Below are 12,534 nucleotides of genomic sequence, written 5' to 3' on the forward strand. Positions count from 1 at the left end.
CGCTTCAAGTGTTGAGATAGGACGAAACGCCGGCCGTTCATGCGCTCCGCCGCCCGGCCGAGTATACGGGGCGCGGCGCCAGCGCGTGAAGCCTTGGCCGCCGCCGTCCGCATTGTGAACTCGAATACCCAAGGATCGCCTGCCCATGCCTGCCCTGATCGAAGACTACGCCCTCGTCGGCGACGGCCACACCGCCGCGCTGATCGCTAAAGACGGCTCCGTCGACTGGCTGTGCTGGCCCCGCTTCGATTCGGGCGCCTGCTTCGCGGCGCTACTCGGCACCCCCGAGCACGGCCGCTGGCTGCTCGCGCCGGCCGCCGACGCCGCGATCACGCACACGACGCGCCGCTATCGCGGCGACACGCTGATTCTCGAAACCGACTACGAAAGCGCCGACGGCGCCGTCACCGTGGTCGACTTCATGCCGCCCGGCAACGGCTGGTCCGAGCTGGTGCGGATCGTCGTCGGCCGCCACGGCACGATGAAGATGCGGATGGAGCTGGTGTTGCGCTTCGACTACGGCTTCTCGATCCCGTGGGTCACGCAGCTGACCCGCGAGGACGGCATGAAGGCAATCGCGGGCCCCGACACCGTCGTGCTGCGCACGCCGGTGCCGCTCACCGGCGAAAACCTTCATACGCTCGCGGAATTCACGGTGAGCGCGGACGAGCGCGTGCCGTTCTCGCTCAGCTATGCGGCATCGCACCTGCGACTGCCGCCCGCGCGCGATCCGCTGTCGATGCTCGCGCGCACCGAGAACTACTGGCTCGAATGGTCGGGCCGCTGCCAGGTGCAGGGCCGCTACGCGGCCGCGGTACGCCGTTCGCTGATCACGCTGAAAGCGCTCGCGTACGAGCCGACCGGCGGGATCGTCGCGGCGCCGACCACGTCGCTGCCCGAGAAGATCGGCGGCAACCGCAACTGGGACTACCGCTACTGCTGGCTGCGCGACGCGACGATCACGCTGCTCGCGTTGATGCGCGGCGGCTACTACGACGAGGCGCGCGCGTGGCGCACGTGGCTGGGCCGCGTGATGGCCGGCTCGCCCGAACAGATCCAGATCATGTACGGGATCGCCGGCGAGCGCCGGCTGCCGGAAATGGAGCTCGACTGGCTGCCCGGCTACCAGGACTCGAAGCCGGTGCGCGTCGGCAACGGCGCCGCGAACCAGCTCCAGCTCGACGTGTTCGGCGAGGTGATGGCCGCGCTGCACCTCGCACGGGTGGGCGGCCTGCAGGCCGACGACACGGTCTGGTCGGTGCAGTGCGCGCTACTCGACCATCTCGAGAAGATCTGGCAGGAACCCGACGAAGGCATCTGGGAAACGCGCGGCGGCCGCCGCCACTTCACGTTTTCGAAGGTGATGGCGTGGGTCGCGTTCGACCGCGCGATCAAGTCGGCAGAGATGTTCCGGCTGCCGGGCACGCTCGACCGCTGGCGCGCGCTGCGCGACCAGATCCACGCCGACGTATGCGCCAACGCGTGGCATGAAAGCAAACGGGCGTTTGCACAGAGCTACGGCAGCGACGAGCTCGACGCCAGCGTGCTGCTGATGCCGCTGCTCGGTTTCCTGCCGCCGGAAGATCCGCGCATCGTCGGCACGGTCGAGGCGATCGAGCGGGAATTGCTGCACGACGGGCTCGTGATGCGCTACCGCACGACCGACTACGACGACGGCCTGCCGCCCGGCGAAGGCACGTTTCTCGCATGCAGCTTCTGGCTGGTCGACAACTATGCGCTGCTGGGCCGGATCGACGACGCGCACCGGCTGTTCAGCCGGCTGCTCGCGCTGTCGAACGACCTCGGGCTGCTCGCGGAGGAGTACGACCCGGTGGCCGGCCGGCTCGTCGGCAACTTCCCGCAGGCGTTCTCGCACGTTGCGCTCGTGCATACCGCGATGAACCTGATGCACCACGAGGACGCGATGGCGCGCGCAGCCGGCCAGCCCGCGCCGGCCGTGGCAACGGGTCGCTGAACGGGGGCGCGAGCGGCTTGGTCAGAGAACGTCAAATCGCAAAACTTTGATGAAAAATCGGGGAAATGTTGCATTGCACCACCCATCGTTGTCCGATATGATCGACGCGATTGTCCGGCTGCAGTGCAACATGGCCGGTCGCTGACCCACACGGCACGCCGCGACGCCCCACGCCGCCCTTGCGCACCGTCCCCCACGCGGGAGTAGTCTGCATGCTTTACCAACTGCACGAATTCCAGCGCGCCATGCTGAGCCCGCTGACGGCCTGGGCCCAGGCCGCGTCCAAATCGTTCGCCAATCCGTCCAGCCCGTTCTCGCTGATGCCGGGCGCGACGCGGATGGCCGCCGCGTACGAACTGATGTACCGGCTCGGCAAGGATTACGAGAAGCCCGAGTTCAACATTCATCAGATCGTCAAGGACGGTCACAACATCCCGATCGTCGAGCAGACGATCGTCGAGAAGCCGTTCTGCCGGCTGCTGCGTTTCAAGCGCTATTCGGACGACGCCGAAGCCGTCACCCAACTGAAAGATGAACCGGTCGTGCTGGTCTGCGCGCCGCTGTCGGGCCACCACTCGACGCTGCTGCGCGACACGGTGCGCACGCTACTGCAGGATCACAAGGTCTACATCACCGACTGGATCGACGCGCGGATGGTGCCGATCGAGACCGGCGCGTTCCACCTGCACGACTACATCGCGTACATCCAGGAGTTCATCCGTCACATCGGCGCGCGCAACCTGCACGTGATCTCGGTGTGCCAGCCGACGGTGCCGGTGCTCGCGGCGATCTCGCTGATGGCGAGCCGCGGCGAAGACACGCCGCTCACGATGACGATGATGGGCGGCCCGATCGATGCGCGCCGCAGCCCGACGTCGGTGAATTCGCTCGCCACGCAGCACTCGACCGCGTGGTTCGAGAACAACGTGATCCACACGGTGCCCGCGAACTACCCGGGCGAAGGTCGCCAGGTGTATCCGGGCTTCCTGCAGCACACGGGCTTCGTCGCGATGAACCCGGAGCGGCACGCGCAATCGCACTGGGATTTCTACCAGAGCCTGCTGCGCGGCGACGAAGACGACGCCGAAGCACACCGCCGCTTCTACGACGAATACAACGCGGTGCTCGACATGGCCGCCGAGTATTACCTCGAGACGATCCGCGTCGTGTTCCAGGAATTCCGCCTGGCCGAAGGCACGTGGGATGTCGAAGGCGAGCGCGTGCGTCCGCAGGACATCCAGCACACCGCGCTGATGACGATCGAGGGTGAACTCGACGACATCTCCGGCAGCGGCCAGACCCACGTCGCGCACGAGCTGTGCACGGGCATCCCGCAGGACCAGCGTCGCAGCCTGACCGCCGAGAAGTGCGGTCACTACGGGATTTTCTCGGGCCGCCGCTGGCGCACGATCATCTATCCGCAACTGCGCGACTTCATCCGCGAGCACGCACCGGAGCCGAAGCACGGCGCGACGAAGGATGTCCCGGAAGCACCGGCGGCCACGACGCTCGCAGCCGTGCCGGCCGGCGACGCGCCGGCCGAAGCGACGCGCGCCGCCGCGGCGAAGCGCACGCGCGCAAAGGCGCCGGCGAAGGCCGCCGCCCCCGCCAAGGCCGCACCGGCCGCGAAACGCGCCGCTGCCGGCAGCCCGCGCGCCAAGGCCGTACGCACGCGCAAGGCCGCCTGACGCACCGCGTTCCGACGAAAAAACGCCGCCGTTGCCTGCGCACGGCGGCGTTTTTACATCTGGCGGCCGCTTCGGCGCGGTCGGCGCATCAACGCATCAGCGCCGCAGCAGATACGCGAGCAGCACTTCGGTGTTCATCCGGACCATCTCCGCGCGCTCGTCGGAGTCGGTGAAGTCACGGCCGAGCGTCGCGGCGAGCGTGAAGCGGTTCGACACGATGTAGTAGCCGAGCCCCGACAGTGTCACGTAGAAGCGCAGCGGATCGACGTCGGTGCGGAACAGCCCGGCCTTCTGGCCGCGCGTCAGCACGTTGCCGAGCTTCGCGACGATCGGCGACATCATCTCGCGGATCCGCGTCGACTTGTGCAGGTAGCGTGCTTCGTGCAGGTTCTCGTTGTTGATGAGCCTGAGCAGTTCCGGATGGTCGCGGTAGTAGTCCCAAACGAAATGCGCGAGCCGCGTGACGGCTTCGACCGGCGCGACGCCGTCGAGATCGAGCTCGCGCTCGGCCTCGGTCAACGCGGAGAACGCGTGTTCGAGCACGGCCGTGAACAACTGCTCCTTGCTGCCGAAGTAGTAATAGAGCATGCGCTCGTTGGTTTCGGCCCGGCGCGCGATCTGGTCGACGCGTGCGCCGAACAGCCCTCCACTCGCGAACTCTTCGGCTGCCGCCATCAGGATGCGGCGGCGCGTACCTTCAGGATCTCTTTTGATTTTTGGCTGATTCATGGTGGCGTTTTGCTATGTGAGCCGCTTGATCCGGACCGGCACCCCCACCGCCTTGGCGCCGGCCGCCCTGGAACGGGCGCGCCGCGGGCGGCCGCCCTCCTGCTGAGCCCCTGCAAAAAAGCGGTTCGATTATGCGCACAGACGGCGTCCAGCGCAATGCGGGAAATCGGCGATAATCGAGCTTTGGCAAACCTTTCCGACCGCGTCCGACGCGGCCGAGAGCCATTCGGCGCCGCTGCGCCCGTTGTCACCGTGACCGATTCCAAAACACTCGCAGATCGCATCGAAGATCTGCTTCCCCAGACGCAATGCACGAAGTGCGGCTATAACGGCTGCCGCCCGTACGCCGAGGCAATCGCCGCCGGCGACGCGAACTACAACCAGTGCCCGCCCGGCGGCGCCGAAGGCATCGCGCGCCTGTCGAGCCTGCTCGGCAAACCGGTGATTCCGCTGAACCCCGTCAACGGCAGCGAGCATCCGCGCGCGGTCGCCTTCATCGACGAAAGCCTGTGCATCGGCTGCACGCTGTGCATGCAGGCGTGCCCGGTCGACGCGATCGTCGGCGCGCCGAAGCAGATGCACACGATCATCGAATCGCTGTGCACCGGTTGCGACCTGTGCGTGCCGCCCTGCCCGGTCGACTGCATCGCGATGCTGCCGGTGACCGGCGAACGCACCGGCTGGGACGCGTGGTCGCAGGAACAGGCCGATGCCGCGCGCGAACGCCACGACCTGCGGCTCGCGCGCCAGCGCCGCGAACGCGAGGCCGCCGAAGCGCGCGCGGCCGCACGCCGCGCGGCCAGTGCCGCGAAGCCGGCTGCGGCCCAGGCGGAAACGCAATCCGCCGCGCCGGCCGCCGCACCGGCCGCAGACGACGCCGAAGCGAAGAAGCGCGCGATCATCGCCGCCGCGCTCGAGCGGGCGCGCAAGAAGAAGGAAGAGCTGTCCGGGCAAGACGCCGGGCCGAAGAACACCGAAGGCGTGAGCGCAGCCGTCCAGGCGCAGATCGATGCGGCCGAGGCGCGCCGCAAACGGCTCGCCGAACAGCAGGCCCAACGCGACGCCGAAGCGGCGGCCGCGAACGGCAATGACAAAGAGAACGACGCAGGCAACGACGGCCCCGGTGGCCCGTCCGCACCGCCCGACCAGAACGCTCCATGAACGCCAGCAAACGACGCGCGATCTACGAAACGCTGCAGAGCCTCAATCCGCATCCGACCACCGAGCTCGAATACTCGACGCCGTTCGAGTTGCTGATCGCCGTGATGCTGTCCGCGCAGGCGACCGATGTATCGGTCAACAAGGCGATGCGGAAGATGTTTCCGGTCGCGAATACCCCGCGACAAATCGTCGCACTCGGCGAAGAAGGCGTCACCGAGTACATCAAGACGATCGGCCTGTACCGGACCAAGGCGAAGAACGTGGTCGCGACGTGCCGGATCCTGCTGGACCGCTACGACGGCGAGGTGCCGGCCGATCGCGAAGCGCTCGAAGGGCTGCCGGGCGTCGGCCGCAAGACCGCGAACGTCGTGCTGAACACCGCGTTCGGCCAGCCGACGATCGCGGTCGACACGCACATCTTCCGCGTCGCGAACCGCACCGGGCTCGCGCCGGGCAAGGACGTGCGCGCCGTCGAGGCCGCGCTCGAGAAGTTCACGCCGAAAGAATTCCTGCAGGACGCGCATCACTGGCTGATCCTGCACGGGCGCTACGTTTGCAAGGCCCGCAAGCCCGAATGCTGGCACTGCGTGATCGAGCCGCTGTGCGAATTCAGGCCGAAGACGCCGCCGCCCAACGAGTGACGCGCAACCGCGGCTGACGTGCCGCAGACCGGCCGGCGCGATGCAGCCGGATGCCGGATGCCCGCCGCGTCGGTCGTTGCCCGGCCGGCAAACCGCAACCGCGATAGCGCGTAGCCACTCGCGCCATCGCCGCCGCTTTCCCCTTCCTCACTACGCGTTGGACGTCGCCGTCGCATCGTCAGCCGCCGCGCCACCTGCGCGCACCAGCGCCAGCACGGCAGCCAGAATCGCGACGCCGCCCGCCCACTGCAGCGGCGACAGCGCTTCGCCGAACAGCAGCGCCGCGAGCGCGACCGTCACGACCGGTTCGAGCGTCGACAGCATCGACGTGCGCGCGGCCCCGAGCCGCTCGAGCCCGGCAAAGAACGCGAGCATCGCCGCAACCGTCGACACGAGCGCGATCGCGAGCATCGACGCCCAGCCACCGGCCGTCGCGGGCCAGCGCGGCGGCGCACCGAACGCGGCAGTCCGCACGACGGCGATCGCCACGAGCGTCGCAGTCGCCGACAGGCAGATGATCGCGGTGGTCGCGAGCGGATCGACGCCGCGCGTCGCCTTCGTGCCGCCGACGATGTACAGCGAGTAGATCACCGCGGCGGCCAGTGCGAGCGCGATCCCGAGCGGCTCGCCATGCCCGCCGCCGACCATCAGCGCCGAACCCGCGACGCACAGCACGAGCGCGACGGCCTTCGCGCGCGTGAGGCGCTCGCCGAGCCACCACGCGGCCAGCAGCGTGACGAAAGCCGGATACAGGTACAGCAGCAGCGCGACGAGGCTCGCCTGCGCGTGCTGCAGCGCGCTGAAATAGCAGAACGACTGCCCGACGTAGCCGAGCGCGCCCATCGCCACCAGCGGCGCGAGCGCGCGCCCGCGCGGCCATGCGACGCGACGATGCCGTGCGATCGCGGCGAGCACCGCGCCACCGATCGCGAAGCGCACGATCAGCAGCCCGAGCACGTCGACGCCGGCCGCATACGCGTAGCGGCCGAAGATCGCCATCGCGCCGAACGCGGCGGCGGACAGCGCGACGTAGAGCGTGCCCTGCAGGGCGGCGGACGATGGGCGGGTGGTGGCGGTCATGACGGAACGGGGGCAAGCGGCGTGGCGCCGGAAATCGTCGGAGTGTAACGGCGCGGCGGCGGCGAGCCTAGCCCGCGCTTACCCGTTCCCCGGCGCCGGCTCAGAATGCGGGCAACCGGCCGGCGCCGCGCGTCTGCACGGCCCGCGCGCCATCGCCATCGCCACGGGCACCGCGCAACCCGCTCCCGCCCGCCGCCAGCGCCGTCCGCCGACCCGGCGTACAATGCGCGACGCGGCATCACGCCGTCCGAATCACGACGTTTCCCCACCATGTTCAATCCAAGCCGCGACGAAGTGCGTCGCTTTTTCACCGAGACCTGGCGCAAGCAGCGCGCGGGCGAGATCCTGACGCCGCTGGAAGCGATGGCAGCCGACTGGATCGTCGAGCATCCCGAATACCACGACGAACTCGCCGACGCCGATGGCGCGACCGCGCGCGAGTACACGCCCGAGGAAGGCCGCACGAACCCGTTCCTGCACCTGTCGATGCATCTCGCGATCAGCGAGCAGTTGTCGATCGACCAGCCGCCCGGCATCCGCGCCGCGCATGACAAGCTCGCGGCCAAGCTCGACTCGACCCACGACGCGCAGCACGTGATCATGGAATGCCTCGGCGAGACGATCTGGGAAGCCCAGCGCACGAGCACGCCGCCCGATACCGACGCATACCTGCAGCGCATCCTGCGCCGCGCATCGCGCGACTGAGCGCCGCGGCGCCGGCCCCCGGGCGCCTGAGCGCAGGCAAAAAAATACCCCGCCTCGGCGGGGTATTTTTGCTGCGCGAGCCCGTCAGGCCCGTCGCGCTTACTTCTTGAACACGAGATCGGTCTCTTTCAGCGACTCGATGTAGGCAGCGATGTCCTTCATGTCGCTGACCGACAGGCTCTGCACCTGCGCCTGCATGATCGCGTTGTTGCGACCGAGCAGCGGATTCGTCAGGCCCATCTGGTACTGGCGCATCGCCCACACGAGGTAGTCGGCATGCTGGCCGGCGAGGCGCGGATATTCGGCGTTGATCGGCTTGTTCATCTGCGCGCCGTGGCAGGCGGCGCAGTTGTGCGACTCGACCAGCTCCTTGCCCTTCGTGGTGTCCGCCGCGTGCGCGGTACCGATCGCGAGGCCGGCCGCCAGTGCAACCGCCGCCGTCTTGAATGCGTTGTTCATGAATGCTCCTGTCCCGCCGGTCAGATCGGCGGCGCGCGCTTTACTTGTAGGGATTGTCCTTCGTGTCGGCCTTCTGCACGGCGTAGTACGCCGCCAGATCCGCGATGTCCTGGTCCGTCAGCGAACCGGCGATCGCATTCATCGACGGGAAGTGACGATCCTTCTTGCGGTAGGCCTTCAGCGCGTTCTCGAGGTATTGCTGGTTCTGGCCGCCGAGGACAGGCACCCGGTAGACCTCCGGGTACGCCGCGCGGTAGTCCTGGATGCCGTGGCAACCGATGCACATGGCGGCCTTGCTCGCCCCGTCCTTCGGGTTGCCGACCACACCGGCCGCCTGCGCGCTGCCCGCGAGCGCCACGAGCGCTGCGACAACGACGTGTTTGCCGACGAATTTGTTCATAGCTCTTGTAACCTAGCTTGAGGGGAAACTGGCGCCAAAGCGGCAACGGCCCGCGCCGTTATGCTTATCAGGTCGCCACGCAGGCCAAAAAAAACGGCCAGATTGTACCGCGTCGGTGGGGAATGCGTCCACAAGGCGCCCCCGTTCGCCCCGCCACAGCCCTGCAACGATACGCGGGCGTGGCCCAACCGGACAGCCCTTCTGACTTATACTGGGTTTTTTCCCCGATTGAGAAGAGCGCCGCCATGCGTTTCGAAGGGTCCTCGCACTACGTCGCCACCGACGATCTGAAGCTCGCGGTCAATGCCGCACTGACGCTGCAACGCCCGCTGCTGATCAAGGGCGAGCCCGGCACCGGCAAGACCATGCTCGCCGAGGAAGTGGCCGCCGCGCTCGACATGCCGCTGCTGCAGTGGCACATCAAGTCGACCACGAAGGCGCAGCAGGGCCTGTACGAATACGACGCCGTATCGCGGCTGCGCGATTCGCAGCTCGGCGACGAGCGCGTGAAGGACATCTCGAACTACATCGTCAAGGGCGTGCTGTGGCAGGCGTTCGATGCCGAGCACCCGAGCGTGCTGCTGATCGACGAGATCGACAAGGCCGACATCGAATTCCCGAACGACCTGCTGCGCGAGCTCGACCGGATGGAATTCCACGTGTACGAAACACGGGAAACGGTCCGCGCGAAGCACCGCCCGCTCGTCATCATCACGTCGAACAACGAGAAGGAGCTGCCCGACGCGTTCCTGCGCCGCTGCTTCTTCCACTACATCCAGTTCCCCGACCCGGCGACGATGCAGAAGATCGTCGCGGTCCATTTCCCGGACATCCGCGAGGAGCTGCTGCGTGCGGCCCTCGAGAGTTTCTTCGAATTGCGCGGCGTGTCGGGCCTGAAGAAGAAACCGTCTACGTCCGAGCTGCTCGACTGGCTGAAGCTGCTGCTCGCCGAGAACATCCCGGCCGACCAGTTGCGCGGCGTGGATGCGAAGCAGATCGTGCCGCCGCTTGCGGGCGCGCTGCTGAAGAACGAGCAGGACCTGAGCCTGCTCGAACGCCTCGTCTACATGAACCGGCACAACCGGTAATCCTCTCTCACCCGCGAAGGCCCGGCCATGCTGCTCAATTTCTTCTACGCGCTGCGCGCAGCCAAGCTGCCCGTCTCGGTGAAGGAATACCTGACGCTGCTCGAATCGCTGAAGGCCGGGCTGATCTCGCCGTCGATCGACGCGTTCTACTTCCTCGCGCGGATGACGCTCGTCAAGGACGAGCAGTACTTCGACAAGTTCGACCAGGCGTTCGGCGCGTATTTCCACGGCGTGTCCACCCTGCCGTCCGAAGCATTCGACATTCCGCTCGACTGGCTCGAAAAGCGCCTCGAGCGCGAGCTGTCGCCTGAGGAGAAGGCGCAGATCGACGCGATGGGCGGGCTCGACAAGCTGATGGAGCGCCTGAAGGAACTGCTCGACGAGCAGAAGGAACGCCACGAAGGCGGCAACAAGTGGATCGGCACCGGCGGCACGTCGCCGTTCGGGCACGGCGGCTACAACCCGGAAGGCGTGCGCATCGGCGGCCCGTCGAACGGCAACCGCACCGCGGTGAAGGTGTGGGAAGCACGCGCGTATCGCGACTACGACGATTCCGTCGAGATCGGCACCCGCAACATCAAGGTCGCGCTGCGACGGCTGCGCCGCTTCGCGCGCGAAGGCGCCGCCGAGGAGCTCGACCTGCCCGGCACGATTCGCAGCACCGCCGCGAACGCGGGCTGGCTCGACCTGCGGATGGTGCCCGAGCGCCACAACAACGTGAAGGTGCTGATGCTGCTCGACGTCGGCGGCTCGATGGACGACCACATCAAGCGCACCGAAGAGCTGTTCTCGGCCGCGAAGGCCGAATTCAAGCACCTGGAATTCTTCTACTTCCACAACTGCGTGTACGACCACCTGTGGAAGAACAACCGCCGCCGCCACTCGGAACGCTCCGCAACGTGGGACGTGCTGCACAAGTTCACGCCCGACTACAAGCTGATCTTCGTCGGCGATGCAACGATGAGCCCGTACGAAGTGCTGCAGCCCGGCGGCTCGGTCGAATACAACAACCCGGAAGCCGGTGCCGTGTGGCTGCGCCGACTCGCCGACCAGTTCCCCCATCATGCGTGGCTGAACCCGGAGCCCGAGCGGCTATGGGAATACCGGCAATCGGTCGCGGTGATCCGCGACCTGCTCGGCCATCGCATGTATCCGCTCACGCTCGCAGGCCTCGAAACCGCGATGCGCGCACTCAGCAAGTAACGACACCCACCAAGACACGAAGGCCGCGTCCGAACGGCCTCCCCCGGAGATAGCATGAACCCCTTGCCCACCGCGAGCGCCAGCCGCGCCGGCGGCCGCCGCTTTTTCGCCGATACCTCCGTGTCGGCACTCGTCGCCGGCTTCGTCGCGATGATGACGGGCTACACGAGCTCGCTCGTGCTGATGTTCCAGGCCGGCCGCGCCGCCCACCTCACCGATGCGCAGATCTCGTCGTGGATCTGGGCGCTGTCGATCGGCATGGCGCTGACGACGATCGGCCTGTCGCTGCGCTTTCGCGCGCCCGTCGTCGTCGCGTGGTCGACGCCCGGCGCCGCGCTGCTGATCGCATCGCTGCCCGGCGTGCCCTACCCCGAGGCGATCGGTGCATTCGTCGTCTGCGCGGTGCTGCTGATGGCCGTCGGCTTGAGCGGGCTGTTCGACACGCTGATGCGCAAGATTCCGGCCGGCATCGCCGCCGCCTTGCTCGCGGGCATCCTGTTCGAGATCGGCATCGAGATCTTCCGCGCCGCGCAGTTCCAGACGGCGCTCGTGCTCGCGATGTTCTTCACGTACCTGATCGTCAAGCGGCTCGCGCCGCGTTACGCGATCGTGACGACGCTGATCGTCGGCACGGCGGTCGCCGGCGGTCTCGGCCTGCTCGACTTCAGCGGCTTTCACGTCGCGTTCGCGAAGCCCGTGTTCACGATGCCCGCGTTCTCGATCGCGTCGATCGTCAGCATCGGCATTCCGCTGTTCGTCGTCGCGATGGCGTCGCAGAACGTGCCGGGTATCGCGGTGCTGCGCGCGGACGGTTATCAGACCCCGTCGTCGCCGCTGATCGCGACCACCGGCCTCGCGTCGCTGCTGCTCGCGCCGTTCGGCTCGCACGGCGTCAACCTCGCGGCGATCACGGCCGCGATCTGCACGGGCCCGGAAGCGCACGAGGATCATGCGAAGCGCTACACGGCCGCCGTGTGGTGCGGCACGTTCTACCTGATCGCGGGGATCTTCGGCGCGACGATCGCCGCGCTGTTCGCGGCGCTGCCGAAGGCGCTCGTCGTGTCGGTCGCCGCGCTCGCGCTGTTCGGCTCGATCATGAGCGGCCTCGCGAACGCGATGCAGGACGTGAAGCAGCGCGAAGCCGCGCTCGTCACGTTCATGGTCACTGCGTCGGGCCTCACGCTGCTGTCGATCGGCTCGGCATTCTGGGGGCTCGTCGCCGGGATCGTCACGCAGGTGATCCTGAACGCGCGCCGCCCCGCGTGATGCGGCACGGCGCCCGCCGCTGCGGCCATCGGACACGCCGGAACGTGCCCGACACGAATCGGGCCTAGAATAGCGGATCGGAGGCGGTGCCCGGCGCCGCCTCGCTTCGCCGCCGCGTTCGCGCGGCCCGTGAGAACCC

12 protein-coding genes are annotated in these 12,534 nt (G+C 67.7%); 8 read left to right on the top strand and 4 right to left on the bottom strand.

The genetic code is table 11. The annotated features are described in order from the left end of the window. Window positions 1-145: 145 nt before the first annotated feature. Entirely contained in the window at window positions 146-1,975 is a 1,830-nt protein-coding gene (locus tag BCEP18194_RS18505) for a glycoside hydrolase family 15 protein (RefSeq protein ID WP_011352785.1), read from the top strand. Between the two features lie 212 nt (window positions 1,976-2,187). After that, entirely contained in the window at window positions 2,188-3,663 is a 1,476-nt protein-coding gene (locus tag BCEP18194_RS18510; RefSeq protein ID WP_011352786.1) for a polyhydroxyalkanoate depolymerase, read from the top strand. A 96-nt stretch (window positions 3,664-3,759) separates the two neighbouring features. Here BCEP18194_RS18510 and BCEP18194_RS18515 read toward each other — a convergent pair whose 3' ends face one another. Continuing rightward, window positions 3,760-4,392, bottom strand: a complete 633-nt coding sequence (locus BCEP18194_RS18515) for a TetR family transcriptional regulator (protein WP_011352787.1) — start codon at window positions 4,390-4,392, stop codon at window positions 3,760-3,762. A 156-nt stretch (window positions 4,393-4,548) separates the two neighbouring features. Between BCEP18194_RS18515 and rsxB the strand changes: the two genes are divergently transcribed. Together rsxB and nth are read left to right on the top strand one after the other, a co-directional pair. Further along, complete coding sequence (gene rsxB, locus BCEP18194_RS18520; RefSeq protein WP_011352788.1) at window positions 4,549-5,553, top strand: electron transport complex subunit RsxB; 1,005 nt, start codon at window positions 4,549-4,551, stop codon at window positions 5,551-5,553. Next, a complete protein-coding gene (nth, locus tag BCEP18194_RS18525) occupies window positions 5,550-6,194 on the top strand; it encodes an endonuclease III (RefSeq protein ID WP_011352789.1) in 645 nt (214 codons plus the stop codon). The genes rsxB and nth overlap by 4 nt, the downstream gene beginning before the upstream one ends. Before the next feature lie 150 nt (window positions 6,195-6,344). On the opposite strand, the gene BCEP18194_RS18530 is transcribed toward nth, so the two are convergent. After that, complete coding sequence (locus BCEP18194_RS18530; protein ID WP_011352790.1) at window positions 6,345-7,274, bottom strand: DMT family transporter; 930 nt, start codon at window positions 7,272-7,274, stop codon at window positions 6,345-6,347. Between the two features lie 270 nt (window positions 7,275-7,544). Between BCEP18194_RS18530 and BCEP18194_RS18535 the strand changes: the two genes are divergently transcribed. Further along, on the top strand, window positions 7,545-7,979 hold the full coding sequence (locus BCEP18194_RS18535) for a DUF1841 family protein (RefSeq protein ID WP_011352791.1): 435 nt from the start codon (window positions 7,545-7,547) through the stop codon (window positions 7,977-7,979). 99 nt (window positions 7,980-8,078) lie between these two features. Here the strand turns inward: BCEP18194_RS18535 and BCEP18194_RS18540 are convergent, their stop codons facing one another. Together BCEP18194_RS18540 and BCEP18194_RS18545 are read right to left on the bottom strand one after the other, a co-directional pair. After that, a complete protein-coding gene (locus BCEP18194_RS18540) occupies window positions 8,079-8,438 on the bottom strand; it encodes a c-type cytochrome (protein ID WP_011352792.1) in 360 nt (119 codons plus the stop codon). A gap of 40 nt (window positions 8,439-8,478) precedes the next feature. Next, window positions 8,479-8,838, bottom strand: coding sequence for a c-type cytochrome (locus BCEP18194_RS18545; protein WP_011352793.1), 360 nt, complete (start codon window positions 8,836-8,838; stop codon window positions 8,479-8,481). A gap of 245 nt (window positions 8,839-9,083) precedes the next feature. Here BCEP18194_RS18545 and BCEP18194_RS18550 point away from each other — a divergent pair, with 245 nt between their 5' ends. The 3 genes from BCEP18194_RS18550 to BCEP18194_RS18560 are packed head-to-tail and all read left to right on the top strand — an operon-like array spanning window position 9,084 to window position 12,395. Further along, a complete protein-coding gene (locus BCEP18194_RS18550; RefSeq protein WP_011352794.1) occupies window positions 9,084-9,926 on the top strand; it encodes an AAA family ATPase in 843 nt (280 codons plus the stop codon). Window positions 9,927-9,953: 27 nt separating this feature from the next. Then, complete coding sequence (locus tag BCEP18194_RS18555) at window positions 9,954-11,129, top strand: vWA domain-containing protein (RefSeq protein WP_011352795.1); 1,176 nt, start codon at window positions 9,954-9,956, stop codon at window positions 11,127-11,129. Between the two features lie 54 nt (window positions 11,130-11,183). Next, complete coding sequence (locus BCEP18194_RS18560) at window positions 11,184-12,395, top strand: benzoate/H(+) symporter BenE family transporter (RefSeq protein WP_011352796.1); 1,212 nt, start codon at window positions 11,184-11,186, stop codon at window positions 12,393-12,395. The last annotated feature ends 139 nt before the right edge of the window (window positions 12,396-12,534 follow it).

This window comes from Burkholderia lata (assembly GCF_000012945.1).
Taxonomy (GTDB): domain Bacteria; phylum Pseudomonadota; class Gammaproteobacteria; order Burkholderiales; family Burkholderiaceae; genus Burkholderia; species Burkholderia lata.